A 26823-nucleotide genomic window follows, 5' to 3' on the forward strand; every position below is an offset into this window, starting at 1 on the left:
TTTCCTCACTGCCGGGTTTGACCAGGCAACCTAGCGAGAGCCGAAACTGGATGCCCGGGTCGAGCCCGGGCATGAGGGATCATCAGAGTCGGCGTGCTCCGATCCGGCCGGAGCATGCATCAACGATCCATGGGTCCTCCGGTCAAGCCGGAGGACGACTGCCCTCAAACCTCCGGCTCGTCACCGTCCTCGTCACCTTCGGGTCCGCCCTCGAGGATCTGGCCGGCGATGACACCGGCGTTCTGGCGGATCTGGGCCTCGATCTTCGCGGCCACGTCCTTGTTATCCTTCAGGAACTGCTTGGCGTTCTCGCGGCCCTGGCCGAGACGCTGGCTGTCATAGGAGAACCAGGCACCGGACTTCTCGACAATGCCGGCCTTGACGCCGAGATCAACCAACTCGCCGTTCTTCGAGACACCCTCGCCGTACATGATGTCGAACTCGACCTGCTTGAACGGCGGGGCGACCTTGTTCTTCACCACCTTCACGCGGGTCTGGTTGCCGACCACTTCGTCGCGATCCTTGATCGAGCCGATGCGGCGGATGTCGAGACGGACCGAGGCATAGAATTTCAGCGCGTTGCCGCCCGTCGTCGTCTCCGGCGAGCCGTACATGACGCCGATCTTCATGCGGATCTGGTTGATGAAGATGACGAGCGTGTTCGACTTCGAGATCGAGGAGGTGAGCTTGCGGAGCGCCTGGCTCATCAGGCGCGCCTGCTGGCCGGGCTGGACCTCGCCCATCTCGCCCTCGAGCTCCGAACGCGGAACGAGCGCAGCGACCGAATCGACGACGACGATATCGACCGCTCCGGAACGAACCAGGGTATCGACGATCTCGAGCGCCTGCTCGCCTGCGTCCGGCTGGGAGATCAGGAGGTCGTCGAGATTGACGCCGAGCTTGCGGGCATAGATCGGATCGAGCGCATGTTCGGCATCGACGAAGGCGCAGATGCCGCCCTTCTTCTGGGCTTCGGCCACCGTGTGGAGCGCCAGAGTGGTCTTGCCCGAGCTTTCCGGACCGTAGATCTCGACCACCCTGCCCTTCGGCAGACCGCCGACGCCGAGCGCGATGTCGAGGCCGAGCGAACCGGTCGAAATCGTCTCAATGTCCAGCGCCTCGCGCTGGCCGAGCCGCATGATCGAACCCTTGCCGAAACTGCGTTCAATCTGCGCCAGGGCGGCGTCGAGAGCTTTGGATTTGGGTTGGGAAACCACTTCGACGACCTTCAGATTCGGGGCCACGGCGCACTCCTTCTTGGCAGGGCTGACGGGAAAAGCAACCAGGCCAATAGAGTACACGATTTGTTCTTATCCGCAACAGATGTTCTCGTTTTGATCGCATCGAACTTTAAAGCCGAAGGAGCAATCCGACCTATTCCGAAAACCTTCGGATAGGAAACGCAACCAAGCGACGAAATCCCGCCCTCGGCAGCTTAACCGAGGGTGTCCTTCACGGCCTGAATGAGGTCCTTCAGCGCAAAAGGTTTGGGAAGGAAGACGAATTCCTCGTCCTCGGCCAGGTTCTTCTTGAAGGCGTCCTCGGCATAGCCGGAGACGAAGATGATCTTGATCGACGGATTGCGCTTGCGGAGCTCCTTGAGCAGCGTCGGACCGTCCATTTCGGGCATCACGACGTCGGAGACGACGAGGTCGATGCCGCCGGCCTTCTCGTCGATCAGCTCGAGCGCCTCCGCACCGGAATTCGCGGCCAGGACGGTGTAGCCGCGCGATTCGAGGGCGCGGGTGGCGAAGCTCCGGACAGCATCCTCGTCCTCGACGAGAAGGACCGTGCCCTGCCCCGTCATGTCCTTGGCGGAGGCCGGCGCCTCGGCCTTCGTGACGGTCTCGACCTCTGCCTCGGGGACCGCGGACGGGATGTGGCGCGGCAGGAAGATGCGGAAGGTCGTGCCCTTGCCCATCTCCGAATCGACGAAGATGAAGCCCTCGGTCTGCTTGACGATGCCGTAGACGGTCGACAGGCCGAGGCCGGTGCCCTTGCCGACTTCCTTGGTCGAGAAGAACGGCTCGAAGATCTTCTCGCGGATTTCCTCGGGAATGCCGGTGCCGGTGTCCTGGACCTCGGTCAGCACCCAGTCGGTCGCCGGCAGGAGCGGCTTGTTGAAGCCCGGCACCTCGTCTGCGGTGACGTTCGAGGTGCGGATCGTCACCTTGCCGCCTTCGGGCATGGCGTCGCGCGCATTGACGACGAGATTGGCGACGACCTGCTCGAACTGGCCGAGATCGGCCTTCACCTGCCAGAGGTCGCGGCCGTTGACGACGTCGAGCGTGACGTGCTCGCCGAGCAGACGGCCGAGCATCATCCGGAGATCGGAGACGACCTCGGTCAGGGTCAGCACCTGCGGCCGGAGCGTCTGGCGACGCGAGAAGGCCAGCAGCTGACGCACGAGCCCCGCGGCGCGGTTGGCATTGTGCTTGATCTGCATGATGTCGCGGAACGACGGGTCGGTCGGCCGGTGGTTCGACAGCAGGAGATCCGAGAAGCCGATGATGGCGGTGAGCACGTTGTTGAAGTCGTGCGCGATGCCGCCGGCGAGCTGGCCCACCGTCTCCATCTTCTGCGACTGCGCGATCTGCAGTTCGAGCGCGCGCTGTTCCGTCGTGTCGAGGGCATAGACGATCGCGGCCTCGCCGTCGGCCTCGGCGCCCTCCGCGTTCTCGACCGGGCTGAAATAGAAGCGCGCCGAGCGGCCGCTGTCGCCGCCGATCAGGCCGTCGACGGGTTTCATGTCGCTCTGCCCGCTCGCGGCACGGGCCAGCGCCTCGCCGAGCGGCGCGCGGCCGGCTTCCGCCACGCCGGAGAGGACGAGGCGGTGCTCGTCCTTCATCACGTCCGGGAACAGCCGCGCGAAGCTGGCATTGGCGCGCTTCACGCCGCCATTGGCGTCGACGGTCGCGATGGCGATGGGAGTCGCGTTGAAGAACCGGGCGAACTGGACTTCGGCCGCGCGCAGCGGGTCGGCGACGCCGCGGGCGCGGGAGCGGTCGAGCACGAGCGTCTTCGACGGCGCGGCCGTGCCGTCGGGCGAATAGGCCGTCTTGTGCAGGATGCGGACCGGAAAGGACTGGCCGTTGCGGGTCTTCAGGTCGAGGTCGAGGACGTCGGTCTTCACCGTGCCGACGCCGCCCTGGATGGTCGCGACGAGCGAGGCGCCATCGCCCGCGAAGACATCCTCGAGCCGGAGCGTGCCGGAGCCGATCTTCGCGAGATCGTGGTCGAGCCACTCGGCCAGAGTGGCGTTCATGTAGCCGATCGTGCCGTCCGCCTCGGCGGAGAAGAAGCCGGCCGGCGCGTGGTCGAGGAAGTCGATGGCGTGCTGGAGTTCCTGGAAGACGTTCTCCTGGCGCTCGCGGTCGCGGGTGACGTCGGCGATGGTCCAGACCGTCGCCGCCTTGCGGCCGGGCGTGTCGAGCGGACGGACGCGGACGCGGAACCATGCCGGAACGCCGGTCGGGCCGCCGGCGACGCGGAACTCTTCCTGGAGCGCACGCCCCTCCCTCGCCGCTTGCGAGAGGCGGTAGATCGATTCCGCGACATCGGGATCGCTGGCGAAGACGCGCTCGACCGGGCGGACATCGTCCGGCTCCTCGGCTCCGGTCAGCGAGAGATAGGCTCGGTTGGCGAAAACGATCCCCGAGGCTTCGTCGGAGACGAGGATGCCGTCCTCCGCGTCGACGAGCAGATTGCGGGCGAAGCCGCTCTCTTTCTTGCGACCGCTGAAGCGCAGGATGCCGATGGCGCCGCCGAACAGCGCGAAGATGCCGATCGTGGCGAGGACGCCGAGGAAGAACAGGATGTAGCGGCTGGCGGATTCGTCATCCGCGTATGACAGTCCGGCGAACGCCAGCACCAGCGCTCCGGCCAAGGCCAGAACGAGCTTCACATTCACCGGCTGCTCGGTTCGGTCGATCGGGGCCTCGTAGGCGGCCGCTTCGTCCCGCGAATCCGTCATAAAAGCCACACCCGCCTCCGGCGCGGAGATTGGTCCGCCGCGATCCGATTTGCAATCATGCGGGGACGCGGCTCACAAGTCATCTAAGGCCACGGCGTCGCAGGCCCATGACATAGCCGACGACCTCGGCGACCGCCTTGTAGTGCTCGGCCGGGATCTCGTCGTCGACCTCGACCTGGGCATAAAGGGCGCGGGCGAGCGGCGGATTCTCGACGATCGGAATCTGGTGCTCCTCGGCGACCGCGCGGATGCGCAACGCGATCGCGTCAAGGCCTTTGGCGAGGCAGAGCGGGGCGTTCATCCCCTTTTCGTAGCGCAGCGCGACCGCATAATGGGTCGGGTTGGTGATGATCACGCTCGCCTGCGGGACCTGCGCCATCATCCGCTTGCGCGAGCGCTGCTGGCGGATCTGGCGGATCTTCGCCTTGACGTGCGGATCGCCTTCCTGCTGCTTGAATTCCTCCTTCAACTCCTGGAACGACATCTTCTGCCGCTCCATCCAGCTCTGGCGCTGGTAGAGCCAGTCGGCCGCCGCGAGCACGGTGAGGACGGCGAGCGCCGAGCCGAGAACGCGGACGATAAGGTCGAAGGTGAACGGAGTGAGCGCCGCCGGCTCGAACTCGGTAGTGACGCCGAGCTTCTCCCATTCCGGCCAGACCGCGTACATGACGGCCGAGCCGACGATCAGCAGCTTGGCGATGCCCTTGGCGAAATTGACGAGGCTCGTCTTCGAGAACAGGCGACCGAAGCCCGCGATCGGCGAGACCTTCGAGAATTTCGGCGTGATCGGGTCCAGCGACCAGAGGAAGCCGTTCTGGACGATGTTTCCGACGATCGCCGCGACCGCCATGAACAGAAGCGGCAGAGCGAGCGCGGCGATGGTCATGAGCAGGACGTCGGTCGCCATGAGTTGCATGGCGCGGGCACCGAACTCGATCGTTCCGGCGTGCCCGAGGAAGCCCTTCATCGCCATGGTCAACTGGGCCGAAGACGAGCCGCTGAACATCATCAGCGCGAGCGTTCCCGCGCCCAGCAGGAACCAGGTGTTGACCTCGACGCTCTTCGGGACGTCACCCCGTTTTCGCGCGTCGTCGAGCTTTTTCTGGGTAGGTTCTTGCGACCGTTCGCTGTCGTCTTCTTCGGCCATACCCTATCCGCCGAGCTGCAGAAGCTGGCGGAGGCCGCTTTCCATGTAATTGGTGAAGACGGTCATCATCGCCCCGAGCACCAGAGCGAGGATGATGAAGCCGATCAGGATCGAGGCCGGGACCGCGATGAAGAACACCTGCATCTGCGGCATCAGCTTGGCGAGGACGCCGAGGCCGATATTGAAGATGAGGCCGAAGACGATGAACGGCGCCGAAATCTGCACCGCGATCTTGAACGAACTCGAGACGAGGCCAACGACGTAACGGAAGGCATCTTCGACCGGCGGCATCGTGCCGGGCCGGAAGATATCATAGCTCTTGCCGAGCGCGGCGATGGCCATGTGGTGGAGATCGAGCGCGAAGATGAGCGCGATACCCATGAGCGACAGGAAGGTGCCGACGAGCGCGCCCTGCTGGCCCATGGTGGGGTCGACCGCGACGACAAAGCCGAGGCCGAGTTGCTGGGCAATGATCGCGCCCGCGGTCTGCAGCGCCGATACCATCAGCCGCCCCATGACGCCGAGGACGAAGCCGATCAGGATCTCCTCAAGAAGAAGACCGATGATCTGCGGGACCGTGCCGATGGGTTGCGGGTAATAGGGCTGCGCGAAGGGATAGAAGACCAGTGCCATCAGGAGCGCGACCGACAACCGGATTCGCGCCGGGAACATGCTCTCGCCGATGCCGGGCAACAGCATCACGAGCGTGCCGACGCGCGCGAAGATCAGGAGATAGGCGATGCTGAGATCAGGCAGGATCTGAATGGTCATCGCACGCCCTCGCGGCGCGAGCCGCGCTAACCGCCGTGGGCGATCAGGGCCGCGATTCGCATCATGTGTGCGGAGAGTACGTCACCCATGAACGGCAAGGCGAGAACCAGGACGGCGAACATCGCCAGAATCTTCGGGACGAAGACGAGCGTCATCTCCTGGATCTGGGTCAGCGCCTGGAACAGCGAGATGATCACGCCGACGACGAGACCGACGACCATCAGCGGCGCCGAGACCTTGAGCAGGGTGATGATGGCGTCGCGGCCGACGTCGAGAACTTCGGGTCCTGTCATTGTTTTCGTCCTTTTGCGGGCGCTCAATCTCCCTCTCCCCGCCGGGGAGAGGGTCGGGGTGAGGGGTCATGATCCGAACCTCGCTCACCCGGTCGCGCCAGGCGCGACTCGACCTCTCCCCAAGGGGGAGAGGAAATCATCAGATCGGCATCCGCATGATTTCTTCGTAGGCCGAGATCACCTTGTCGCGGACCGAGACGAGAGTCTGCAAGGCGACTTCGCTTTCGGCCACAGCCGTGACGACGTTGACAATGTCGCCCTTGCCCTGCACCGCCTGCATGGTCTGGGCATCGGAATTGGCGCCCGCCTTGCTGACCTCGCCGATGGCGCTTTCCAGCATCTGCGCGAAGCCGCCGCCCTGGCTGGTCTGGCTGCCGATGCCGGGCGTCGGCAGGCCGGACGAAGCTCCGCCAATATTGGCGAGGCGGGAATAGGCGCTGGCGGCAAGCGACGGAGTGGCCATGGATCAGTTCCTCAGGCGCGCAGGATGTCGAGGGTGCGGGTGAGCATGCGGCGCGTCGCGCCGATGACGCCGAGATTGGCCTCGTAGCTCCTCTGCGCCTCGCGCAGATCCATCTGCTCGATCAGCGAGTTGACGTTCGGCGTCTTGACGTAACCGTTGGCGTCGGCGGCCGGATTGCCGGGCTCGTATTTCGAGTTGAACGGAGCAGAATCGCGCTGGATGCGGCCGAGTTGGACGACCTGGGCGTCCAGTTCCTTGTCGAAGCTCGTGCGGAAGGTCGGAATCTTGCGCTGATACGGCGTGCCGTTCGCGGTGGGCGCCGTCGAATCGGCGTTGGCGATGTTCTCGGCGATGATCCGCATGCGTCCGGACTGGGCCTTGAGGCCGGAGGCCGCGACATTGATTGACCGAAGGAAATCCATCTTCGCCCTCCTCAGGCGCTGCGGCCGAGCGCGGTTTTGAGCATTCCGAGGCCCCGGCCGTAGAGTTGCGAGACCATCTGGTAGTCCATGACGTTCTGGGTGACGCGCATCACCTCCTCTTCGAGGACGACGCCGTTGCCCTCGGGAGTGACCTCGTAGGTCGACGTGCGCCGGGGCTCGCTATCGCTGCCACCGCCGAGACCGAGATGCATCGCGCTGGTGCGCTGGAGATGAACCCCCTTCGGGTCCGCCGCCGGGCCGAAATCCGGCTCGCTCAGATCGCGGGCGCGGAAGCCGGGCGTGTCGGCATTGGCAACGTTCTGCGCCAGCACGTTTTGGCGCTGCTGGTGCCATTCCATGCGCTGCTTGAGCATGCCAACGAGAGGAAGATCGCCGAAAAGCATCCGGACCCCCTGCCGGCGAAAGCACCGGACTAGGAAGAATTTGCCGGGTTGTTGGTTAATCAGTGGTTAACGAGGACCGAAAACCTTCTTGTCCTCCCTGTGCACACTAGGAACCCCATTAGGGTTTTGTTAGGTTGCCCGATGTCGGCAGGGGCGCCGGCATTTGTTCCCCGCGGCGGCGGGATGCGTAGGGACTAAAAATAATGGGCCTGATGGATCAGCTGTTCGGCACCGAGTTGCCGCTTGCGGTCAAATTTCTGTTGGCGTTCGCGCTCGTACTGGGCCTGATCTACGCGACGGCAATGATCGTGCGCCGTCTCGCGGGCCGTAAGCTCCCGCTTTCCAATTCGGGACGCGCACGCCAGCCGCGTCTCGGCGTGCTCGACGCATTCGCGATCGACGCTCGCCGCCGTCTCGTTCTGATCCGCCGCGACAATGTCGAGCACCTGATCATGATCGGCGGGCCGAACGACGTCGTGGTCGAAAGCCATATCGTCCGCACGCCATCGCAGGCAGCGCTCGCTCCCCAGCGCGGCAATCGCCCGCCCGCGGAGGCGGTTCGCGCGCCCGTGCTTCCGCCGCAGCCGCAACCGCAACCGGTTCTGCCGCCGCAGCCGGCCGCCATTGCGCCGCAGCCCAGGCTCCCTTCTCCTCCGCCCGGCCTGCAGCCCGTTCCGGCGCCGTCTCCGTTTCCGCCGCGCCAGCCGAACCTCGCCGCCGTACCGCCTGCTCCGCCGCGGGACATTCCGCCGCCTGCCGCTCCCGCAGCCGAGGCGCCGCGCAGCAAGCCCGGTTTCTTCCGCGCCACGATGAGCCGCGCCACCGGCGTTCTCTCGCCGTCGAACGACGAGAACGCCGCGCAGGGCGAGCCGCCGATGGACAATCCGCCGCCGGAGCGCCGCGAACCGGCTCCGCCGCGGATCGTGCCCGCTCCGGTTACCACGGCCCCCGCCCCAGCGCCTGCCCCGGCGGGCGCCAAGCCGAAAGCGGAAATCGATCCGCTGTTCGCCGATATCGAACGGCAGCTCGAAGAGGCGCTCCAGCGGCCGAAGGGTCCCGGCGCCGTGGCTGAACAACCCGTCCCGGCACCCAAGCCGGCGGCTCCGCCCGCTCCTCCGCAGCGTCGTCCGGTCGAACGCCCCGCGCCGCCGGCTCCTCGCGCCCCGGAACCCGCTCCGACGACCGATACGGCCGCCTCGGACAAGTCCCATCTCGACTCGCTTGAAGAAGAGATGGCCAACCTGCTCGGCCGTACCCGCCCGTCATGAGGGCCCGAGGGTCCGCACTTCTTCTCCTCGTTCTTGGTCTGACCGTTTATGCGACCTCGGCTCGTGCCCAGGCGGTGACGGTCGACCTCGGTACAGGCGGCATCGCGGAACGCGCGCTTCAGCTCGTCGCGCTGATCACGGTGCTGAGCCTCGCGCCGTCGATCCTGATCATGGTGACGTCGTTCACCCGGATCGTCGTCGTGCTCTCGCTGCTGCGCACGGCAATCGGCACCCAGACCGCTCCGCCGAACGCCGTGATCGTCAGTCTCGCGATGTTCCTGACGGCCTTCGTGATGGCTCCGACATTCACAGCTGCCTATAACGACGCAATCCAGCCGCTGGTCGCGGGGCAGATCCAGCCGCAGGAGGCCTTCAACCGGGGCGCGGTGCCGTTCCGGGCCTTCATGCTCGAGCATGTCCGCGAGAAGGATCTCAGGCTGTTCAGCGACCTCGCCCGGGAGACTGCGGATTCCCCGGATCAGGTGAGTCTGCGGGCACTGGTCCCCGCCTTCATGATCTCGGAGCTCCGGCGAGCCTTCGAGATCGGCTTTCTTCTCTTCGTGCCCTTTCTCGTCATCGACCTCGTCGTCGCGTCGATCCTGATGTCGATGGGTATGATGATGCTGCCACCGGTCGTGGTGTCCCTGCCCTTCAAGCTGATCTTCTTCGTCCTCGTCGACGGCTGGAACCTCGTCGCGGGGTCCCTGGTCGAAAGCTTCGTCCGCTAGGCCGGCCGGGCGCGAACCATCCAGCAGGCGGCGGTGAAGCGGACATCCGCTCCGTGCACATAGGGATCGAAGGCGGCGCGGACCTCGTCGACGACCCGGGCGCGAGTGGCCTCGTCCGCCTCGTGCAGCACCCGACCGAGGGGACCGAGCCGGGCAAAATAGCAGGCCAGCTCCTTTTCAGGCAGGGTGCAGCCGACGTCGATCGGCCGGATCTCGATTCCGGTCCACCCGCTCTCGTCCAGAATGCGATGAATCCGGCGCTCGTCACCGAAAGCGAACTGCCCCGGCGCGTCCGGTGAGCGGGCGGGGATGTTGGCCACAAGCGGTGCCGCGGCGCGCTCGGCCGTCGTCATGAACGGATTCTCCGCGGCACTCCGCCAAGCGACGAACCGGAGTCCGGCATTGCTCGTCGCCGCTCGCCGGAGGTTCGCGAAGGCCCGGACGGGGTCGTCGAAGAACATCACGCCGAAGCGCGAGATGATCACGTCGAAGCTCGCGGGCTCGAAGGCATGGGTTTGCGCGTCGGCGCGAATGAAGCTTGCGGGCACGTTTTCCCGTTCGGCGCGTGCGCGGGCGTGAGCGAGCATCGGCTCCGAGATGTCGATGCCGAGGCAGTGGCCGTTCGCGCCAAGCAGCCGGGCGACGGCGAGCGTCGTGGCGCCAGTCCCGCAGCCGACATCGAGCACCCGGCCCGCAAAATGAGTAGAGACCGCTTCGACGAGCAATTCCTCGAATGGCTTGAACATCCGGTCGAGCATCTCCTGGATGTCGACCCAAGCCCGTCCGGCGATGCCGTTCCAAAGCATCTCCTGCTCATTAGCGGTCTGGCGGGTGACATCCATCTTCATCTTCCTTCCCTTGCTTCCAGATAATCGATCCCGCACCTTGCAAGTTCAAGTCGACTTGAGGTCAAGAGGATGAAGGACCTGGACATAGCGGAGGTCGCACAGCGCTCCGGCATTCGCGCCTCAACGCTGCGGTTCTACGAGGAGAAGGGACTGATCTCGTCCGTCGGCCGGCGAGGCATGCGTCGCCTGTTCGACCCGGACGTGCTGGAGCGGCTCGCGCTCATCGCGCTGGGGCGAGCCGCCGGTTTTTCACTCGATGAGATCGCGCTCATGTTTGCGCCGGGTGGGCGGCCACGCATCGACCGGGAAATGCTCTCGGCCAAAGCGGAGGAATTGGACAGGACGATCCGCCGACTGAGCGCCATGCGGGACGGCCTGAAACATGCCGCCGACTGCCCCGAGCCTAGCCATATGGATTGCCCCACCTTCCGCCGCATCCTGCGGGCCGCCGCAACGGGAATGATCGGAGCGCCGACAAAGAGGCCGCGACGTCCCTTGAACTAGCCGGCTGCGGAGCGCCGACACCAAATTCAACAAAACGGTTGAATCTCTTTTCGATGGCGATATATTAAACCACATGGTTGAACAAAGCACTCTCGACACCGTCTTTCATGCTCTCTCCGATCCGACGCGGAGAGCGATGCTGCAACGCCTCACGACCGGTGAACGAAGCATCGGCGATCTCGCCGCGCCCTTCCAGATGACGTTCGCCAATGCGTCGAAGCATCTGAAGACGCTCGAGAATGCCGGGCTGATCATGCGCCGGATCGAGGGACGGACGCATATGTGCCGGCTCAACGCCGCACCTCTCGGAGGGGCCGTGGAATGGCTGCGCCACTACGAGGCCTTCTGGAACGAGCGCCTCGATGCCCTCGAACGTGAACTCAAGAAGGATGAAGGGAAGACGTCATGACCGATTATGCGACCGCACTTGCCGAGGACACCGTCCGCCTTGAACGTTATCTGCCGGGCCCGATCGAACGCGTCTGGGCCTATCTCACCGAATCCGACAAGCGCGCGACCTGGCTGGCGCGCGGCGAGATGGATCTCCGTCCCGGCGGGCGAATCGAGCTGACCTGGCAGAACTCCAAGCTGTCGACGAATGACGATCCTCCTCCGGAGAAATATCGGGCAAACGAGACGCACACGATGGTCGGCGAGATCATCGAATGCGATCCGCCGCGTCTGCTGAGCTTCACCTGGGGCGGGGAACCGGGCGACTCATGGGCGAGCTTCGAACTGACGCCCAAGGGCGATTCGGTGCATCTCGTCATCACGCACCGGCGACTGGCAAACCGCGGAATGAAGGTCGGCGTCTCCGGCGGCTGGCATGCACATCTCGACGTGCTCGAAGACGTGCTCAACGGCGAACCGCCACGTGCGTTCTGGCGGAATTACTCCAAGCTGAACGCAGAGTACGAGCAGCGGCTCTGAGCGTCAGTGCCGGGCGTCAGCGGTACGCTCGGGCTCCTTGGCTTGTCGGTCCCCGGTTGGCTCGTCCTTCGCCTGAGGGGTCTTGTCCGGCAGCGGAGGTGCCGGCTGCTTGACCAGCGGCGGTGAGGTGTCCGGATAGCGCTTCCTGTAGTCCTGCAGGAAGCGCTTCAGCGTATCGACCACGGTGGCGGCCTGGGTGACCGCCTGGAATTCCTCGCCGCGCCCTTCCAGAGGCGCGGTGACGACGTCGAAGCTCCGCTGATCGGGCGTGCCGGTGAACTTGTCGGTGTATTTCACCCGAAGCCGGTCGAGGCCGAGCGCATCGTCGGCAAGCGCATAGGCGATCGCCGAACGCAGCACGTCGATGCGGGTGTCGTCGCTGAGCGGCGCAGACTGCTTCCAGGCGTCGCCCGAGAGGAGTTCGAGCTCCTCCGCCGCGCTCTGCCAGCGCTGGGCCTGCCAGTAGATGTCGGCCCTGAGGCGGGAAATCTCCGGTCCGGAATAGGAATCGACCATTTCGAGAGCCGCATCCGGACGCGAGAGGTCGGACAGTGCCCGCGCTTCGAGCGTGAGGCGGTTGCGCACGAGGTCTGCCGGCAGGCCGGCAATGCGGGTGTCGTGGAGGACGTTGAGCGCCCTGCCCGGCTGCCGGTTCATCAGCTCGATTGCGGCCGCGCGCGCCGCGACCTGGGCCCGCGCGGCACCCTGGAGGCGGTTCTTGATCTGATATTCGAGCAGATCCGCCGCCTGCGTCAGAAGATCGACCTCGACGAGGCGGTCGGCCAGCTTGCGGATGACTTCGTCGCCCTTGCGTCCGGGCGGCGTCAGCTCCTTGAAGTCATAGAAGAGAGCGACGCTTTCGAGCGTCGGCGGGGCGGCGTCCGGCCCGTCGCTGAGGAACAGCCGCTCGAACTCGTCGGCCATCTGTTCCTGGACGTCGCGCGTGCTCGGCTCGTTCGGGTGATGCTGCATCGCCGCGCGCATTGTCGTGAACGCCTCGCGCCAGCGATGGTCGGCGGCATAGAGCCTGGTGAGGCTTGCCAAGGCCTCGGCCTCGATGGCGTCGCCACGCCAGACGGTGGTGAGGATTTCAAGATCCTTGATCGCGGCGGCGCGATCGATCTCGCGCGTGCGGTAGCGCAGATTGGTCGACAGGAGCCGCCCCTGTGCGGCCGCGATCTCGTCTTTTGATTCGAAGGCGACGCGATAGGCTTCGAGCGCCTCGGATGGCTGTTCCAGACCCTCCGCCAACTGGCCACGCAGGACGGCGCGTCGGGCATAGCCGTCGTCCGGCGCGAGCTTATCGATCTCGCCGAGCTCGGATGCGGCGGTGGCGTAGTCCCGGGCGGAGATGGCCACGTCCACCATGGTTTCGCGGAAGATGCGCTGCAACTCGGGCGGCATTGCGGGCAGGATTTGCTCGCCCTTGCGATAGGATTCACGAGCGAGAGCGACATGCCCGAGCGAGGCTTCGGCGACCGTCCGCCACAGCGCGGCCTCGCCGGTGTCGGCGACGCTACCGGTGCTGAGCAGCTTGGTGGCATCGTCGAAGCGGCGGAGCATGACGAGAGATGCTCCGCGCAGAAGCTTCGCCTGGTCGTCGTCCGCGAGGCGCGGCGACTGGCCGATCGCGACGTCGAGAATGGCTTTGGCTTCGGCCGCATTGCCATTGGCAAGGTAGAAGCCGGCAAGCGCGACGCGCGCCTTGCTTCGCTCTTCCGGCGACGCGGCGGCGGCGGCGCGCGCGAGTTCCGCCCCGAGCGACGGGAAGTCCTTCTCCGTATTCCTCCAATTGGCGGACGAGAAGGGGCTGTTCGGTTTGAGCGCGATCTGGCGCTCCATGCGCGCCGGCTCGACGTCGAGCGAGACCGTGAGGCCGCTGTTGCGGGTGACCATCAGTTCGTCGCCGACGACGGTGACCGAGAGATCGTCCGCATGGGCCTCGAAGGCGAGACCGTGCGCGGTCACGGGAATTTTGAGTTCGACCAGATTGCGATCGCGGATCATGCCCCGCATCGGCGGCTGGAGGGTGACGACGGCGATCTGGTCGCCGACATCCGGATCGTCGATCCAGTTCACCGTGCCGATCCCGCCGAGCCGGGTCTTCAGCCCGGTCCGGCCGTCGCTGGTGAAACCGGGAACGAGGGAGATCGGGCGCGTGGGTTCGAGCGGCTTCTCGCCTATCGACAGGATCCAGGCATTGCCGACAGAGGTCAGGCCGACGATGCGCGGCTGAGGGACTTTGAGGTTGAAGACCTGACCGCGGCCAGTGCGCGCCACGCGTACGGCCCGCACGCCGCCGCTGCTGCCTGCGATAATCGGCCCGATATCCATGCTCTGACGGCTGTCGACGACGAAGAAGATCGACGAGCCGCGTGAGAATGCGGCAGCGGACGGGAGCTGGGCGAACGGGATTGCGATCTCGATGCCGGTCGGCGCGGTATGGACCTGGATCGACTTGGTGGCGATCGCCTGGTTCGCAAGAGCGATCACCTCTGGCGGCAGGTCGCCTACATCGGCAGCACCGAGATCGACCCTTGGCGCGGCTTCTTCGGGCACGGCAGCGGGTTTCGCGGACGGCTCAGGGGCCTTGGCTTCGGCGTGTTCGGGCTCGTGAGGAGGCGTGGCGGCGTGATCGTCCGCCTTCGGCGCCGCGTGCTGGTCCGCCACGGGCTCGGCATGGGGAGCTTCGGCATGAGATTGCGGTGACGGCGGCGACGCACGATCCGCCGTAGACTTCGCGGCGGGCGATTCAGCGTGTTGCGCGTCCTGCCCTTCCTTCTTCAGAGGGGCGGCGGGATCGGCGACTTTCGGCGGCGGCTGATCCGACGGATTGCGCTCTGCGCCCTGATCGTTCGCGGGCTGGCCGAAATAGGGATCGACGGGAACGGTGCCGATCTGGACCTTCGGCTGCGGCGGGGGAGCCGGCGCGGGTTCGGCGACGTGGGCCTCGGCGGGCTTCGCTGCCGGCTTGGCGGTAATGACGTATGACTTGTCCTCGACGAGGCCGGTCATCGTATAGCCGTCAGGGACGGTGAACTGGAGCGTGCTCTGGCCCCTACCCGGCTTCAGCGACAGGCTGCTGACCTCGGGCGGCATCGAATCCCGGGCCGCGGCCAGATCGGTCTTGATCCCCGCCGGCAGCGTGACCACGCCCTGCGAGCCGGTCTGCGAGAACGTGACGTCGACCGGTCGGTCGAAGCCGAGCGCGATCTTGATTCCGCCGGCATTGCTGCCGGAGCTAATCGTCATCGACGGCGCATTGAGCGCTTCAAGGCGGGCGAGTTCAGCCTGCACCTTCTCGGCCTCGCGGGCCTTCCGGCTGAGCTCGGCGACGACTTCGGGCGGCAGCGGCGGCGGCATGCCGACCCAATTGCTCGGCAGAAGATCGACGAAATATTTGTCGCCGGCCTCCATGACGTTGATCTTCACGTTCTGGACCAGCGCAAAGCGAACCGCCTTGCCGTCGGGATCGCGGCGGGCGACGCTGACGAAATTGGGCAGGCCCTCGACGGCACGATTGACCGAGACGTTCACCGCTTCGGAGAAGGTGAGGACGAGCACCCCGCCAGTGATCCGGGTATCGATGGTGGGAGTGTGATCGAAATCGAGAACGACGCGGCCGAAGCCCTGGCTCTCCTTGCCGGTCATCGTCGCATCGGCCGCGAAAGCCGGCGCGGCGAACAGAAGGCACAACAGCGCGATCATGCGCGGCATGAAGGCCGCGACATCCGCTTTTGCTGTCGATCCATTGTCCCGAACGCGCCGCACCTCAACGCCCTCTGCAATCTCCGCGAACAGACCCCTGCGGGATTCAGAGCCTTGATACAGCCAACTCGGTTAACAAAAGCGTCAGGAGCCGCCGACAATCAGGGCTTCGGAGTGCCATGGATCTTCGGCAAGGCGCCCGGCGCCGCCGCGACCGGCGCAACCAGTGCGGGATTGGCCTGCGCCTGCTGCTGCTCGTCCTTGCGCTTGGCGAGTGCGACCGTGAGCTTCTCGGCCGCGGCGGGAGTCATCCTGGCGAGGACATCGCTCGTCTTCTTCGGGTTCATCCGCGAGGCGACTTCGAGCAGGACCGGCATATCGAGCTGATTGAAGATCTGGGCCGCCTGCTTGGGCTTCATGTTCTCGTACATGACGACGAGATCCTTGATCTGCTTGTCCTCCTGCTCCTTCCGCTCGGCCTCGGCGGCGGTGATGCTCTGCTGAACGGCCTGCAATTCACCGAGGCGGCCATCGACCTTCTTCTCGGCGGCGCGGAGCAGGCCCTCACGCAAATCGAGTTCGGTCGCGCGGGAATCGAGTTCCTTGCGGCGATCCTGCAGACGCTGGAGCAGTGCCTTCTCGGCGGGAGACAGGTCGGTCTGCGTCTTGTCCGAAATTGGGGCGCCGGGAGATTGCGGCGGCTTGTCGGAATTCGCGACGTCCTTGGCGGCCGTCGCCGGCTCGCCGCCGGACGCGGCAGCAGGGGCCTCCGCGGGAGCAGTCTCCTTCTTTTTCTTCGGCGGCGGAACCGAGCCGGTGATGTCGTTCTCGTCGCCCATGTCGGCGGAAGCCTGTGCCACCTGCCCCGGCGATCGAGCGGCCGCGGACGGGCGATAGGTGGCGGCGACCGTGATCTTCGGCGCTTCGGGCTGGTTGTCGAACGCGTAATGGCCGGTCAGCACCAGGCCGGCCACCTTCAGAACCAGAAGGAGGCTGGCGGCCGTGATGATGATCGGCAGTACGCGGAACTGCATGGTCAGGTCACGCCGCCACGCCCGACTGCCGCTCCTGAGTGCGGCGGACGAAGGCTTGCGCCGCAGCCAAAGTGGCGGTCGCGCGGCTTGTCTGACTGTTCGCGGGCTCCTGCTCCGGACGGAGCGGGCCGGGCTTTGCGGCGGCGGCGATCATGGCGATGCGTTTGACGATCTCCTCACCGGTCGCGGTGTGGGCTCCAAGTTCGGCAGACAACCGCTCCGCCCTTGTCAGTCGCTCACCGAGCGCCGAGTCGCAATCGTTAACCGCCTGTTTCAACCCGCTTATCGCGCGTCCGGCGATATCGGTCGCGGTCACGAGCTCGGCGATCGTCGCCTTCAGCACACCCTCGTCAGCGCGGAGCTTGCCCAGCCGCTGATTGAGAAGGTAGCAGTAGCCGATCGTCATGATGAGAAGCACCGCGACCAGGGACTCGATCAGAAGCGCAATCCCGTTTCCCATCACATCATCTCCTTGTTGGATTCCGCGCTCTCGAAAATTGCCATCGTGGTGCGTGAGCGCCGCACCGGCCGGGCCACCTGGACCGCGACCGCCTCCCCTGCACGACCCATTTTTCCTTGGGTAATCAGAAAGTCGCCGCATCTGAGCTCGACCAGACTGTCGCCTTTGACGTCCAGCATCAGCGTGTCGCCGACTTCGAGATCGAGAATGCGTTTCAGCGGCATCTGCCGCTCGTAGAGGACCGCCGAGACCTCGATCTCGGCGCTCCAGATTTCGGTCGCCAGATGCCCTTCCCAGGTCGCGTCGCGGCCGAACTTTTCACCCATGAAGCCTTGAAGCAGGACGTCACGGATCGGCTCGATGGTCGCGTAGGGCAGCAGGAAGTCGAAGGTGCCGCCGCGATCTTCCATGTCGATGCGGAGCTTGACCAGGATCGCCGCATTCGCCGGCCTGGCGACTGCTGCGAAGCGCGGATTGGTCTCGAGCCGGTCGATGTGGAAATGGACGGGCGATAGCGGCTTGAACGCCTGCTCGGCATCGACGAGCACGAGCTCGATCATGCGCTTGACGAGATTGGTCTCGATCGTCGTGTAGGGACGGCCCTCGACACGCATTGGGCCGACGCCGCGGCGGCCGCCGAGAAGCACGTCGATGATCGAGTAGATGAGGCTCGAATCGACGGTGACGATGCCGAAATTGTCCCAGGGGTCCGCCTTGATGACCGACAGGATCGCCGGCAGCGGGATCGAATTCATGTAGTCGCCGAAGCGGACCGAGGTGATCTGGTCGAGCGAGACTTCGACGTTGTCGGAGGTGAAATTGCGCAGGGACGTCGTGAGCAACCGAACGAGGCGGTCGAACACGATTTCGAGCATCGGCAGACGCTCGTAGGACACCATCGCGGAATCGATGATGGCCCTGATGCCGGAATGCTGATTGAGCGACAGTTCGTCGAGATTGAAGCCGAGAAGGCTGTCGATCTCTTCCTGATTGAGGATGCGGTCGGCGCCACCGCGAGCGGCCTGTCCGCCGGCGGCCGGGCTGCCGCCGTTGAGCATCGCCGCCCATTCGGCGGCCATCTCCTCGGGGTTGTCGCCGCCCGCCCCCTGCTCGGCGAGAGCGGCGCCCCATTCGTCTGCCAGTGAATCCTGTTCGAGATCGGACACAGCGAGCCTTACTGGATCAGGAGTTCTTTGAAGAGGATGGCATCGACCTTGGCCGGATAGACGGCCTGATTGATGCGGCGGAGCAGTTCTTCCTTGAGGCGATAGACGGCGGCCGAGCCTTCGAGATCCTCGGGCCGCATTTCGCGCAGATGGACCTGGAAGCTGTCGACGACACGCGGAACCATGGGCTCGACCTTGTGGCCCGCCTCTTCGTCCGCGACTTCGAGCGCGATCTTGGCCTTCAGGTATTTCGGACGGTCGGTGGAGACCGCCAGATTGACCATGATGTCCGGCAGATCGACGAAGGTCGGCGGCGTGGCTTCCGCGTGCGCTTCCGCAGCCTTCTCCCCGCCGCCATGCCCCATGACGAGATAGCCGCCGCCGGCCGCCGCCAGAAGCACCACGCCGCCGGCGATCATCAGCATCTTCTTGCTGAACTTGCTCTTCTTGGCTTCCTTGCCGCCTTCGATCTCTTCGGCGGCATCCGCGACGTTCGCCATGTCTCTCTTAACCTTGGCACGCCTCGGGACTCACCCTCGGCTGTGATGCTTAAGAGTAGGGAAACAATGGTTAACGGCTTCTTTAACGCGGCAATTTTTGCCGGTCCGTTTTTGCCGGGTTACGAGGGTTTTTCCCTCCCAGGGACCGGACCGTTATGGTTTATCACCGGTAAATCAACGACTTCCAGATTGGCACGTTGCGTGAATTGCTTTGGTCAGCCGGACGCCGGGGAGGGTTGAAGGCTGAACGAAACCTACGAAGGGGGAAGCTTCGTGGAAAACGCACTTCTGGTTGGACTGTCGCGTCAGGTTGCGCTTCGGCGCGAACTCGACGTCGTCGCCAACAACGTCGCCAACGTGAACACCGCCGGCTTCAAGAACAGCCAGATGGTGTTCCAGGAATACCTGATGCCGGTCGCGAGCGCGGAAACCTTTCCGCGTGGCGCCGACCGCAAGCTGTCCTATGTCGAGGACAAGTCGACCTGGCAGGATTTCTCGGTCGGCTCGATCCAGAACACCGGCAACCAGCTCGACGTCGCGATCGACGGACAGGCCTTCTTCGCGGTCGAGACGCCCCAGGGCATCCGGTACACCCGTAATGGCGAGTTCCAGCTCGACACCCAGGGCCGCCTCGTGACCAACGAGGGCTACCCGGTGATCGGCAATGGCGGTCAGATCACGTTCGCCCCCAACGAGACGGACTTCAAGATCGCCGAGGACGGCACGATCTCGACCTCCGAAGGGATTCGCGGTCGGCTCACCGTGAACATGTTTCCTGGCAATCGCGGCCTCTTCCCGGAGGGCCGCAGCACCTTCCGCGCGGACCTGCCGCCGCAGATCGCGACCGCCGAGGACGCCCGCCTGCTGCAGGGATCGATCGAGAAGTCGAATGTCGAACCCGTGGTGGAAACCACCCGCCTGATCGAGATCAGCCGGGCTTATCAGACGCTCAGCGGAATGATGGAGAAACAGGACGAACTGCGGAACACCGCCGTTCGCCAGCTCGCCGACATTCCGGCCTGACGAGGAGACGAACTAGATGCGCGCTCTCTACACCGCCGCGACGGGCATGATGGCCCAGGAGCTGAACGTCGAAGTCATCTCCAACAACATCGCGAACATGCGCACCACTGGCTACAAGCGCCAGCGGGCCGATTTCCAGGATCTGCTCTACCAGAACCTTCGCCGCGTCGGCACGACAACATCGGACACCGGCACGGTGCTGCCGGTCGGCGTCGAGGTCGGCTCCGGTGTGAAGACCGCCGCGACCCCGCGCATCATGAGCCAGGGTGGCCTGCTGCCGACCGAGAAGGAACACGACGTCGCGATCCGCGGCGAAGGTTTCTTCCAGATCCAGCTGCCCGACGGCCGCACCGCCTATACCCGCGACGGCTCGTTCGAGCTCGATCCGAACGGCGTTCTTTCGACCGTCGACGGCTATCAGGTCGATGCCGGCATCACGATCCCCGCCGACGCGACGAGCCTGACGATCAATGCCGAGGGCACGGTCGAGGCAACCGTTGCCGGCCAGACGCAGCCGCAGAACCTGGGCCAGCTCCAGCTCGCCCGGTTCGTCAACAAGTCCGGCCTTGAGGCCATGGGCGACAACCTGTTCCTCGAAACGCAGGCGAGCGGTGCCCCGATCATCGACAATCCGGGAGCGGAAGGCTTCGGCTCTCTGCTCCAGGCCCACCTCGAACAGGCGAACGTCAACGCGGTCACCGAAGTGTCCGACCTGATCGCCGCCCAGCGCGCCTACGAGATGAACGCCAAGGTGATCTCGGCGGCCGAAGAGATGCTCCAAGCCACCACGAATATGCGCTGAGGCTGATCGATGAACCGCACCCTCGCACTCCTCGGCCTCGTCCCGCTGGCCATCGCCTTCGGGCACAGCGCCGCAGACGCCCAGACGCTTCGCGCCTCGGCCATCGTCTCCGCACCGATCGTCACCGTCGGCGATCTCGTCTTCGACGCCGGCGCCTACGCGCCGATGCCGATCTTCCAGGCTCCCGATCCCGGCCAGACGGGCCAGGTCCCCGCGCAGGCGATCGTCGACGCCGTCCGCGCGCAGGGCCTCATCGTCAATCCGCAAGGCCTGTCGACCGTCACGGTCACGCGCGGCAGCCGCCGGATCACCGAAGAGGCGATCGCGCCTCTGGTGCAGGCGGAAGTCGCCAAGCGCGCCCAGGCCGCCGACCCGGCATCGATCCAGGTTTCGCTGGATGACACGATGAAGGTCGTCGACCTGCCGAGCGAAGCCGACGGGCCGATCGCGCTCGTCGACCTGACCTGGCGTGCCGATGGCGGAATGTTCGATGCCTCGATCGCGATTTCGCGCCGCGACGGCCAGATCGAGCGCCGGGCATTGCGGGGCACCGCCCTTGAGACCGTCCCGGTGGTCGTGCTGAGCCAGCCTGTGGAGCGCGGCGCGCCGATCGAGGCGCACGACCTCGAACTGGTCCGCAAGCCCAAGTCCGAGATTCGCGGCGATTTCGTCGCCGACATGGCGAGCGTGATCGGCATGGAGCTCCGCCGCCCGGTCCGCGAAGGCGCCGCGCTCAAATCGAGCGACCTCGCCGAGCCGCAGGTCATCAAGCGCGGGCGGCCGGTCACGATCACGCTGCAGTCGGGCCCGCTGACGCTGACCGCTGTCGGCGAAGCCCTGCGCGACGCCGCCCGCGGCGACAGCGTCCAGGTGATGAACCCCCAATCCAAGCGCGTGCTGCAGGCCGTCGCGACCGGACCCGACCAGGTGACGGTGACGATCGCCCGCAAGCTCGCCAGCAACGCGCGTTGAGAGAAGCGATGAGCAATCCCACTCGCCTCGCCGCACTGACCCTGCTGCTACTCAGCGCCACCGCCTGCGGCCCGGTCGACCGGCTCAAGAATGTCGGAAAGGCCCCTGCCTTGTCGGCGATCGAGAGCCCGACGGCGCAGCCGGGATACCGGCCCGTGCAGATGCCGATGCCGCCGCCCGAGCAGCTCCATTATGCGTCGAACTCGCTGTGGCAGACCGGTTCGCGCGCCTTCTTCAAGGATCAGCGTGCCGCGCGGATCGGCGACATCCTGACCGTGCGCGTCAGCATCACCGACAAGGCGGAAATCGAGAACACGACGAAACGCAGCCGCTCGAACTCCGAGAACATGGGCATTCCGAACTTCTTCGGTCTCGAGAACAAGGTGCCGAGCACCGTCGATCCGTCCAATCTCGTGACCACCGATTCGACCGCGTCGAGCGAAGGCGAAGGCTCGGTCGACCGCTCCGAGAAGCTGACGACGAATGTCGCCGCGGTGGTGACCCAGGTGCTGCCCAACGGCAATCTCGTGGTCGAGGGCCGGCAGGAGATCCGGGTGAACTTCGAGATTCGCGAACTGATCGTCGCCGGTATCGTGAGGCCCGAGGACATCCAGTCCGACAATACGATCGACTCCAACAAGATCGCCGAAGCGCGCATCGCCTATGGCGGCCGTGGCCAGATCACGGACGTGCAGCAGCCGCGCTACGGCCAGCAGGTGATGGACGTCGTTCTTCCCTTCTGAGAACCGGGGACGCCCGGTGATCGCTGCCGCGGCCCCTCCCCGGGCCTGTGGCAATGACGGCCCCTGCCTCCCCGCAGGGGCCGTTTCCTTTCCGCAAATGAAAAGCCCGGCGCGAGGCCGGGCTTTGAAGTCGTTTGGAAAAGGCCGGGAGTTACTCGTCCCGATACACTTTCTCGCGGCGCTCGTGACGCTCCTGAGCTTCGACCGACAGGGTCGCTATCGGGCGGGCGTCGAGACGCTTGAGCGAAATCGGCTCGCCGGTCTCCTCGCAGAAACCGTAGGAGCCGTCTTCGAGCCGCTTCAGGGCGGCGTCGATCTTGGCGATCAGCTTGCGCTGGCGGTCGCGGGCGCGAAGCTCGATCGCACGGTCCGTCTCCGACGACGCACGGTCGACCAGATCGGGGTGATTCTGATTCTCGTCCTGCAGGTGCTCCAGGGTTTCCTTGCTCTCCTGGAGAATCTCGTCCTTCCACCGAAGGAGTTTCAACCGGAAGTACTCACGCTGACGCTCGTTCATGAACGTTTCGTCATCGGTCGGTCGGTAATCGTCAAGAACTGTCATCTTGCCCGCACCCCGCTTAAGGCCCCCGACCGCACTCGAGGGCAACTCCGAAAATGGCGCGGAATATAACTACGGTCTGGTTCCGCGACAATCCGATTCAAAAAACGACGAATCGATTGATTTACAGCGAATTTTCCAAAGCCAGGATGCGTGAGGCAATAAGGGATTAGCCGGAGCGGCTCATCCGCTTCGCGATCTCGACCTGTGCACGAAGGTCGATTGCCGAGAGGATATCGTCCAGTCCGGCGTCGTCCGTCAGAGCCTTTTCACGCGATATTTCGGACTGCAGAGCGAGCAGCGAGGCGTCGGACGAATCGCCTTCGATCAACGCCAGTTTCACCTTGTCCAGCGCATCGAGAAGGTTGCGGCCGCGGGCTACCGCCTTGCGCCGGCGCTCGGTCGCCTCGTCCACAGATTGCAAAGCGAGCAGCGCGTCGAGACCCGGGCTGCCCATGACCGAAGAGGCCAGCGTTGTGGGCGCACGCTCTTCCGTGTCCGGCAGACGGAAGCCGCTCGACGCCGAGCCCCTCCCCTTCGCCTGACCAGAGGTACCGACCCGGCCGGGACCTTCGATACGCATGATGGTTCTCCTCACCCCGGAGAGACGCTGCACTCCCGACCGTTAACTCGCGGTTAACCACGGCAAAATTTGCCCGGTACGGCAGGATTGGCATCGTAAACCTTGCCGTCCGGCTTTGTTCCGGCACGTCTAACGCACGGTAAATCAATGGTTTAGCGATCGACTACAACCGGGCACGCTTCTGGCATCGATGATGGCAGGAGAGCAGAACATGCAGCGTTCCTTGTCGATCATGGTCCGGAATATCGCGCTGGCCGCCGCCGCCGCGGGAGCGATTCTCATCGTTTCCCAGGCGCGAGCCGCCGACGGCTCTCTCAGGGTCACGATCCCGAGCCCGGCGATGATGACGCCCGGCTCGGCGCCGGCGCCGGTCATGGCCGCGCTGCCCTACGGATCCTCCTATTGGCAGGCCGACGAATTCGGCGCCGGGGCGCAAAGCGAGCCAACGGGGCCGAATACCGTCCGCGTCAAGGATCTCGTCGATGTCGAGGGCGTCCGCGAGAACCAGCTCGTCGGATACGGCCTCGTGGTCGGCCTCAACGGCACCGGCGACAGCCTGAACGCCTCGCCATTCACCCGCCAGAGCTTGATCGCGATGCTGGAACGGCTCGGCGTCAACACCCGCGGCGCGACGCTTCGCACCAAGAACGTCGCGGCGGTGATGGTGACCGCCAGCCTGCCGCCGTTCTCGACCCAGGGCACCCGCATCGACGTCACCGTCTCGGCGATGGGCGACGCGACCAGCCTCCAGGGCGGCACGCTTCTCGTCACGCCGCTCCTCGGCGCCGACGGCGAAGTCTATTCGGTGGCGCAGGGGCCGGTCGCGGTGATCGGCTTCGCGGCCGAAGGCGCCGCCGCGAAAGTCGTGCGCGGCGTGCCGACTGCCGGCCGCATCTCGAACGGTGCGATCGTCGAGCGCGAGATCGACTTCGCACTGGGCAATGTCTCGATGCTCCGGCTGTCGCTGCGCAATCCGGACCTGACCACCGCCCGCCGCATCGCCGCGGCCATCAACAACATGATGGGCGCGCCGACCTCCGAGCCGGTCGATCCGGCGACGATCCAGCTGCGGGTGCCGGCGAACTACACCCAGAACATCGTCCGCCTCCTGACCGACATCGAACAGTTGCGCGTGCAGCCGGACCAGCCGGCGAAGGTCGTGATCGACGAGCGCTCGGGCATCATCGTGATGGGCCGCGACGTGCGCGTCTCCACCGTCGCCGTGGCCCAGGGCAATCTGACTGTGACGATCTCGGAAGACCCGCAGGTCAGCCAGCCCGCGCCGTTCAGCGACGGCTCGACGGTCGTCGTGCCGCGCACCTCGGTTTCCGTACAGGACGATTCCCACAAGCAGCTGGCTCTGGTCCGCGAGGGCGTGACTCTCCAAGAACTGGTCGACGGGCTGAACGCGCTCGGCATCGGCCCGCGCGACCTGATCGGCATCCTTCAGGCGATCAAAGCCGCGGGCGCGCTGCAGGCCGAAATCGAGGTGATGTGATGCGCGGCATCGAATCCTCGACGCTCGCGGCCCTCGGTCCGCTGTCGCGAGGCGGCGCGCCGGACCTGAACGGCGCCGGCCCGATGACCAAGGAGAAGGCCAAGCAGGCCGGCGTGGAATTCGAGTCGGTGTTCCTCTCGAACGTCCTCAGCGAAATGTTCTCGACGCTCGACCAGGGCGACGGCCCGCTCGGCGCGGGCGGCACCGGCGGCGAGACCTACCGATCCTTCCTTACCGACGAATACGCCAGGGAGATCGCAAACAATGGCGGCATCGGAATTGCCGACCAGGTGATGCGGGAACTCCTTGCCACACAGGAGACAGGTTCATGATGGCCCAGAACTCGGCACGCAACGCCCAGACCGCAATCAACTCGGAAGGCGAAGCGGGCGCGCTCGTCGACCGTATCGTCGAGACCGTGGACCGCCTCAACGCCGTCATGCAGCAGGAGACCAAGCTGATCCGCGAGGCACGGCTGTCGGAAGCGGGCAAGCTCGTCGAGGACAAGACCACCCTCGCCGGCCTCTATCAGCGCGAGCTCGAAGCGGTGCGCGCGGCGGCTTCCGTCATCGGCCGCCTAGTGCCGGATCGCGCCCAGACTTTGCGCACCCGGCTGGCCGGCCTGCAGGAAACGATGTCGGTCAATCTCGCGGTGGTCGGCACTGCCCGCGCGGTCGCAGAGGACATGATGCGCACCGTGGCCGACGAAGTTACCCGGCGCGAGCGGCCCTCGGTCTACGGTGCCGGCGGCCAGATGAACTATCGCCCGGCCGCTCCGGCGGCGATGAGCGTGTCCCGCAAATCATAGGTTGAGATACGCAACCCCGGACATGCGCACGAGATGTCATATTTTAATCAACGCTTAAAAGGAGGGCTTAACCACATAAATTTTCGTCCTGTTTAGACATCGCCTCTATTTTCGTTCAGGTCTGCCGGAAGGACTCCGGCGAAACCGATCGAGCAGGAGGCCAAGAACATGGACGCCGCGCTCCAACCGCGCACCGCGTTCGCACCGGCACCGACGCTTCCACGCGTCGACGTGACGCCGGTTCCCGATGCCGTGCGCACAGAACTGCCCCAGCCCGACCAGAGCGTCGCCGCCCTCGCCCAGAGCGGCGCGCAGGACGGCGCCAATGCCCGCCCCCGCGCGAAGAACGAATTGCCGCGCGACCTCCTGGCTGACGAGACCCTGCGCGAGCTGGAACGTGAGACCGAGGTCGACGACGAGGCCAAGGTGGTGGTGACGCGCACGGTCGACGGCACCACCGGCCGCGTGGTCAATCAATTCCCGGCCGAGAACATCCTCAAGCTGCGCGCTTATGTGCGCGAGGAAGTCGCCAGAGCGGAAGAAGAGCCGATCTTCATTCGCAGCGCCTGACCGGCCAGACTCGATGGGCGAGCCTTTCCAAGGCGGCGTAGCTACGGCTCCGCCGCCTTTTTGATGCCCGTCAAGAACGCGATTAACCAGCCGCTAACCATAAATTCGCGTCGCACCGTTTTTGCTGAAACCAGAGCGAATACCCCGGAGTTTCGGCGCCCCGATTAACCCACCGTTAGATCGGTGCGTGGGACAACCAGCCCGGCTTCCAGGAGGAAGTACGACACAAGCGCTCCTAGGAAAGGGGTACCTATTATGGCTTCCAACATCACTCTCTCGGCGGGCGTCCGCCAGAACCTGCTCTCGCTGCAGGGCACCGCGGATCTGATGTCGACGACTCAGAACCGTCTTGCCACCGGCAAGAAGGTCAACTCGGCCCTCGACAACCCGACCAACTTCTTCACCTCGCAGTCGCTCCAGAGCCGCGCCGGTGACATGTCCTCGCTGCTCGACTCCATGTCGAACGGTATCAAGACCCTCGAAGCAGCCGACAACGGCCTGTCCTCGATCACCAAGACCCTCGAGTCCATGCAGTCGACGCTGCGCCAGGCTCGCCAGGACAAGACCTTCCAGACGGCTTCCTACGCTGCCATCCCGTCCACGGCGACCATTGCTGGCACGGAAGAGCTGTCGTTCTCGGGCGGCG

Annotated in this window: 30 protein-coding genes; 14 read left to right on the top strand and 16 right to left on the bottom strand. The window is 65.2% G+C overall.

Annotation, left to right across the window (positions count from 1 at the left end):
• Positions 1-164: 164 nt before the first annotated feature.
• The 8 genes from recA to flgB all read right to left on the bottom strand — a co-directional run bounded on the left by recA (position 165) and on the right by flgB (position 7473).
• The gene (gene recA, locus ACFPFW_RS15385) at positions 165-1244 is read right to left on the bottom strand and encodes a recombinase RecA (RefSeq protein WP_114958664.1); all 1080 of its coding nucleotides are present in this window, start codon (positions 1242-1244) and stop codon (positions 165-167) included.
• A gap of 191 nt (positions 1245-1435) precedes the next feature.
• A complete protein-coding gene (cckA, locus tag ACFPFW_RS15390; RefSeq protein ID WP_114958665.1) occupies positions 1436-3973 on the bottom strand; it encodes a cell cycle histidine kinase CckA in 2538 nt (845 codons plus the stop codon).
• 79 nt (positions 3974-4052) lie between these two features.
• On the bottom strand, positions 4053-5120 hold the full coding sequence (gene flhB, locus ACFPFW_RS15395; protein ID WP_114958666.1) for a flagellar biosynthesis protein FlhB: 1068 nt from the start codon (positions 5118-5120) through the stop codon (positions 4053-4055).
• A 3-nt stretch (positions 5121-5123) separates the two neighbouring features.
• Positions 5124-5891 carry a flagellar biosynthetic protein FliR gene (fliR, locus tag ACFPFW_RS15400; RefSeq protein WP_114958667.1) on the bottom strand — a complete coding sequence of 256 codons (768 nt, stop codon included), beginning with the start codon at positions 5889-5891 and terminating at the stop codon, positions 5124-5126.
• A gap of 26 nt (positions 5892-5917) precedes the next feature.
• Positions 5918-6184, bottom strand: a complete 267-nt coding sequence (gene fliQ, locus ACFPFW_RS15405; protein ID WP_114958668.1) for a flagellar biosynthesis protein FliQ — start codon at positions 6182-6184, stop codon at positions 5918-5920.
• Positions 6185-6323: 139 nt separating this feature from the next.
• Entirely contained in the window at positions 6324-6647 is a 324-nt protein-coding gene (gene fliE / locus ACFPFW_RS15410) for a flagellar hook-basal body complex protein FliE (RefSeq protein ID WP_114958669.1), read from the bottom strand.
• An 11-nt stretch (positions 6648-6658) separates the two neighbouring features.
• The gene (gene flgC / locus ACFPFW_RS15415) at positions 6659-7069 is read right to left on the bottom strand and encodes a flagellar basal body rod protein FlgC (protein WP_114958670.1); all 411 of its coding nucleotides are present in this window, start codon (positions 7067-7069) and stop codon (positions 6659-6661) included.
• A gap of 11 nt (positions 7070-7080) precedes the next feature.
• Positions 7081-7473 (bottom strand): flagellar basal body rod protein FlgB, encoded by a 393-nt coding sequence (gene flgB, locus ACFPFW_RS15420; RefSeq protein WP_114958671.1) that lies wholly within the window; start codon positions 7471-7473, stop codon positions 7081-7083.
• A gap of 212 nt (positions 7474-7685) precedes the next feature.
• Between flgB and ACFPFW_RS15425 the strand changes: the two genes are divergently transcribed.
• Entirely contained in the window at positions 7686-8741 is a 1056-nt protein-coding gene (locus ACFPFW_RS15425; protein WP_162799807.1) for a flagellar biosynthetic protein FliO, read from the top strand.
• Positions 8738-9469, top strand: coding sequence for a flagellar type III secretion system pore protein FliP (gene fliP, locus ACFPFW_RS15430; RefSeq protein ID WP_114958673.1), 732 nt, complete (start codon positions 8738-8740; stop codon positions 9467-9469). Before ACFPFW_RS15425 ends, fliP begins: the two co-directional genes overlap by 4 nt.
• Here fliP and ACFPFW_RS15435 read toward each other — a convergent pair.
• Positions 9466-10317 (bottom strand): class I SAM-dependent methyltransferase, encoded by an 852-nt coding sequence (locus tag ACFPFW_RS15435; protein ID WP_379771393.1) that lies wholly within the window; start codon positions 10315-10317, stop codon positions 9466-9468. The genes fliP and ACFPFW_RS15435 overlap by 4 nt on opposite strands.
• Positions 10318-10386: 69 nt before the next feature.
• Here ACFPFW_RS15435 and ACFPFW_RS15440 point away from each other — a divergent pair, with 69 nt between their 5' ends.
• From ACFPFW_RS15440 to ACFPFW_RS15450, 3 genes are all read left to right on the top strand, one after another.
• Complete coding sequence (locus ACFPFW_RS15440; RefSeq protein ID WP_114958674.1) at positions 10387-10821, top strand: helix-turn-helix domain-containing protein; 435 nt, start codon at positions 10387-10389, stop codon at positions 10819-10821.
• A 73-nt stretch (positions 10822-10894) separates the two neighbouring features.
• Positions 10895-11230 (top strand): ArsR/SmtB family transcription factor, encoded by a 336-nt coding sequence (locus ACFPFW_RS15445; RefSeq protein WP_379771396.1) that lies wholly within the window; start codon positions 10895-10897, stop codon positions 11228-11230.
• Positions 11227-11751 (top strand): SRPBCC family protein, encoded by a 525-nt coding sequence (locus tag ACFPFW_RS15450; protein ID WP_114958676.1) that lies wholly within the window; start codon positions 11227-11229, stop codon positions 11749-11751. The genes ACFPFW_RS15445 and ACFPFW_RS15450 overlap by 4 nt, the downstream gene beginning before the upstream one ends.
• 3 nt (positions 11752-11754) lie before the next feature.
• On the opposite strand, the gene ACFPFW_RS15455 is transcribed toward ACFPFW_RS15450, so the two are convergent.
• From ACFPFW_RS15455 to ACFPFW_RS15475, 5 genes are all read right to left on the bottom strand, one after another.
• Positions 11755-15522, bottom strand: a complete 3768-nt coding sequence (locus ACFPFW_RS15455; RefSeq protein ID WP_114958677.1) for a hypothetical protein — start codon at positions 15520-15522, stop codon at positions 11755-11757.
• Positions 15523-15620: 98 nt separating this feature from the next.
• Positions 15621-16493 carry a MotE family protein gene (locus ACFPFW_RS15460; protein WP_114958678.1) on the bottom strand — a complete coding sequence of 291 codons (873 nt, stop codon included), beginning with the start codon at positions 16491-16493 and terminating at the stop codon, positions 15621-15623.
• Positions 16494-16500: 7 nt separating this feature from the next.
• Positions 16501-16953, bottom strand: a complete 453-nt coding sequence (locus tag ACFPFW_RS15465) for a DUF6468 domain-containing protein (RefSeq protein ID WP_114958679.1) — start codon at positions 16951-16953, stop codon at positions 16501-16503.
• On the bottom strand, positions 16953-18119 hold the full coding sequence (gene fliM / locus ACFPFW_RS15470; protein ID WP_114958680.1) for a flagellar motor switch protein FliM: 1167 nt from the start codon (positions 18117-18119) through the stop codon (positions 16953-16955). The genes ACFPFW_RS15465 and fliM overlap by 1 nt, the downstream gene beginning before the upstream one ends.
• A gap of 8 nt (positions 18120-18127) precedes the next feature.
• Positions 18128-18619, bottom strand: coding sequence for a flagellar basal body-associated FliL family protein (locus tag ACFPFW_RS15475; protein ID WP_114958681.1), 492 nt, complete (start codon positions 18617-18619; stop codon positions 18128-18130).
• Between the two features lie 273 nt (positions 18620-18892).
• Between ACFPFW_RS15475 and flgF the strand changes: the two genes are divergently transcribed.
• The 4 genes from flgF to flgH are packed head-to-tail and all read left to right on the top strand — an operon-like array spanning position 18893 to position 22159.
• Positions 18893-19642, top strand: a complete 750-nt coding sequence (flgF, locus tag ACFPFW_RS15480) for a flagellar basal-body rod protein FlgF (protein WP_114958682.1) — start codon at positions 18893-18895, stop codon at positions 19640-19642.
• Positions 19643-19658: 16 nt separating this feature from the next.
• Positions 19659-20444 (top strand): flagellar basal-body rod protein FlgG, encoded by a 786-nt coding sequence (gene flgG, locus ACFPFW_RS15485; RefSeq protein WP_114958683.1) that lies wholly within the window; start codon positions 19659-19661, stop codon positions 20442-20444.
• Between the two features lie 9 nt (positions 20445-20453).
• Positions 20454-21416 carry a flagellar basal body P-ring formation chaperone FlgA gene (gene flgA, locus ACFPFW_RS15490; RefSeq protein WP_114958684.1) on the top strand — a complete coding sequence of 321 codons (963 nt, stop codon included), beginning with the start codon at positions 20454-20456 and terminating at the stop codon, positions 21414-21416.
• An 8-nt stretch (positions 21417-21424) separates the two neighbouring features.
• The gene (flgH, locus tag ACFPFW_RS15495; RefSeq protein WP_114958685.1) at positions 21425-22159 is read left to right on the top strand and encodes a flagellar basal body L-ring protein FlgH; all 735 of its coding nucleotides are present in this window, start codon (positions 21425-21427) and stop codon (positions 22157-22159) included.
• A gap of 151 nt (positions 22160-22310) precedes the next feature.
• On the opposite strand, the gene dksA is transcribed toward flgH, so the two are convergent.
• Complete coding sequence (gene dksA, locus ACFPFW_RS15500) at positions 22311-22721, bottom strand: RNA polymerase-binding protein DksA (RefSeq protein ID WP_114958686.1); 411 nt, start codon at positions 22719-22721, stop codon at positions 22311-22313.
• 166 nt (positions 22722-22887) lie between these two features.
• Positions 22888-23301, bottom strand: a complete 414-nt coding sequence (locus ACFPFW_RS15505; RefSeq protein WP_114958687.1) for a flagellar assembly protein FliX — start codon at positions 23299-23301, stop codon at positions 22888-22890.
• Positions 23302-23512: 211 nt separating this feature from the next.
• On the opposite strand from ACFPFW_RS15505, the gene ACFPFW_RS15510 reads away from it, so the two are divergent.
• From ACFPFW_RS15510 to ACFPFW_RS15530, 5 genes are all read left to right on the top strand, one after another.
• Positions 23513-24799, top strand: a complete 1287-nt coding sequence (locus tag ACFPFW_RS15510; RefSeq protein WP_379771406.1) for a flagellar basal body P-ring protein FlgI — start codon at positions 23513-23515, stop codon at positions 24797-24799.
• A complete protein-coding gene (locus tag ACFPFW_RS15515) occupies positions 24799-25131 on the top strand; it encodes a rod-binding protein (protein WP_379771409.1) in 333 nt (110 codons plus the stop codon). Before ACFPFW_RS15510 ends, ACFPFW_RS15515 begins: the two co-directional genes overlap by 1 nt.
• Positions 25128-25607 carry a hypothetical protein gene (locus tag ACFPFW_RS15520; protein WP_114958688.1) on the top strand — a complete coding sequence of 160 codons (480 nt, stop codon included), beginning with the start codon at positions 25128-25130 and terminating at the stop codon, positions 25605-25607. The genes ACFPFW_RS15515 and ACFPFW_RS15520 overlap by 4 nt, the downstream gene beginning before the upstream one ends.
• A gap of 168 nt (positions 25608-25775) precedes the next feature.
• Positions 25776-26177: a flagellar protein FlaG gene (locus tag ACFPFW_RS15525; RefSeq protein WP_114958689.1), complete on the top strand. Its 402-nt coding sequence runs from the start codon at positions 25776-25778 to the stop codon at positions 26175-26177.
• Between the two features lie 255 nt (positions 26178-26432).
• A partial coding sequence (locus ACFPFW_RS15530) for a flagellin N-terminal helical domain-containing protein (RefSeq protein WP_465254245.1) occupies positions 26433-26823 on the top strand: 391 nt, incomplete at its 3' end.

It is taken from the genome of Flaviflagellibacter deserti (assembly GCF_042652085.1).
Taxonomy (GTDB): domain Bacteria; phylum Pseudomonadota; class Alphaproteobacteria; order Rhizobiales; family Methylopilaceae; genus Flaviflagellibacter; species Flaviflagellibacter deserti.

Excerpts from the sequence above, each read along its gene's own strand:
- ACFPFW_RS15425 (WP_162799807.1), top strand. The coding sequence starts at position 7,686 with ATGGATCAGCTGTTCGGCACCGAGTTGCCGCTTGCGGTCAAATTTCTG.
- ACFPFW_RS15525 (WP_114958689.1), top strand. The coding sequence starts at position 25,776 with ATGGACGCCGCGCTCCAACCGCGCACCGCGTTCGCACCGGCACCGACG.
- flgH (WP_114958685.1), top strand. The coding sequence starts at position 21,425 with ATGAGCAATCCCACTCGCCTCGCCGCACTGACCCTGCTGCTACTCAGC.
- dksA (WP_114958686.1), bottom strand. The coding sequence starts at position 22,721 with ATGACAGTTCTTGACGATTACCGACCGACCGATGACGAAACGTTCATG.
- fliQ (WP_114958668.1), bottom strand. The coding sequence starts at position 6,184 with ATGACAGGACCCGAAGTTCTCGACGTCGGCCGCGACGCCATCATCACC.
- cckA (WP_114958665.1), bottom strand. The coding sequence starts at position 3,973 with ATGACGGATTCGCGGGACGAAGCGGCCGCCTACGAGGCCCCGATCGAC.
- ACFPFW_RS15440 (WP_114958674.1), top strand. The coding sequence starts at position 10,387 with ATGAAGGACCTGGACATAGCGGAGGTCGCACAGCGCTCCGGCATTCGC.
- flgB (WP_114958671.1), bottom strand. The coding sequence starts at position 7,473 with ATGCTTTTCGGCGATCTTCCTCTCGTTGGCATGCTCAAGCAGCGCATG.
- ACFPFW_RS15520 (WP_114958688.1), top strand. The coding sequence starts at position 25,128 with ATGATGGCCCAGAACTCGGCACGCAACGCCCAGACCGCAATCAACTCG.
- ACFPFW_RS15505 (WP_114958687.1), bottom strand. The coding sequence starts at position 23,301 with ATGCGTATCGAAGGTCCCGGCCGGGTCGGTACCTCTGGTCAGGCGAAG.
- ACFPFW_RS15445 (WP_379771396.1), top strand. The coding sequence starts at position 10,895 with ATGGTTGAACAAAGCACTCTCGACACCGTCTTTCATGCTCTCTCCGAT.
- flgG (WP_114958683.1), top strand. The coding sequence starts at position 19,659 with ATGCGCGCTCTCTACACCGCCGCGACGGGCATGATGGCCCAGGAGCTG.
- fliR (WP_114958667.1), bottom strand. The coding sequence starts at position 5,891 with ATGACCATTCAGATCCTGCCTGATCTCAGCATCGCCTATCTCCTGATC.
- fliE (WP_114958669.1), bottom strand. The coding sequence starts at position 6,647 with ATGGCCACTCCGTCGCTTGCCGCCAGCGCCTATTCCCGCCTCGCCAAT.
- flgA (WP_114958684.1), top strand. The coding sequence starts at position 20,454 with ATGAACCGCACCCTCGCACTCCTCGGCCTCGTCCCGCTGGCCATCGCC.
- ACFPFW_RS15515 (WP_379771409.1), top strand. The coding sequence starts at position 24,799 with ATGCGCGGCATCGAATCCTCGACGCTCGCGGCCCTCGGTCCGCTGTCG.
- ACFPFW_RS15450 (WP_114958676.1), top strand. The coding sequence starts at position 11,227 with ATGACCGATTATGCGACCGCACTTGCCGAGGACACCGTCCGCCTTGAA.
- ACFPFW_RS15435 (WP_379771393.1), bottom strand. The coding sequence starts at position 10,317 with ATGAAGATGGATGTCACCCGCCAGACCGCTAATGAGCAGGAGATGCTT.
- ACFPFW_RS15475 (WP_114958681.1), bottom strand. The coding sequence starts at position 18,619 with ATGGCGAACGTCGCGGATGCCGCCGAAGAGATCGAAGGCGGCAAGGAA.
- fliP (WP_114958673.1), top strand. The coding sequence starts at position 8,738 with ATGAGGGCCCGAGGGTCCGCACTTCTTCTCCTCGTTCTTGGTCTGACC.
- flgC (WP_114958670.1), bottom strand. The coding sequence starts at position 7,069 with ATGGATTTCCTTCGGTCAATCAATGTCGCGGCCTCCGGCCTCAAGGCC.
- ACFPFW_RS15465 (WP_114958679.1), bottom strand. The coding sequence starts at position 16,953 with ATGGGAAACGGGATTGCGCTTCTGATCGAGTCCCTGGTCGCGGTGCTT.
- flhB (WP_114958666.1), bottom strand. The coding sequence starts at position 5,120 with ATGGCCGAAGAAGACGACAGCGAACGGTCGCAAGAACCTACCCAGAAA.
- ACFPFW_RS15460 (WP_114958678.1), bottom strand. The coding sequence starts at position 16,493 with ATGCAGTTCCGCGTACTGCCGATCATCATCACGGCCGCCAGCCTCCTT.
- ACFPFW_RS15510 (WP_379771406.1), top strand. The coding sequence starts at position 23,513 with ATGCAGCGTTCCTTGTCGATCATGGTCCGGAATATCGCGCTGGCCGCC.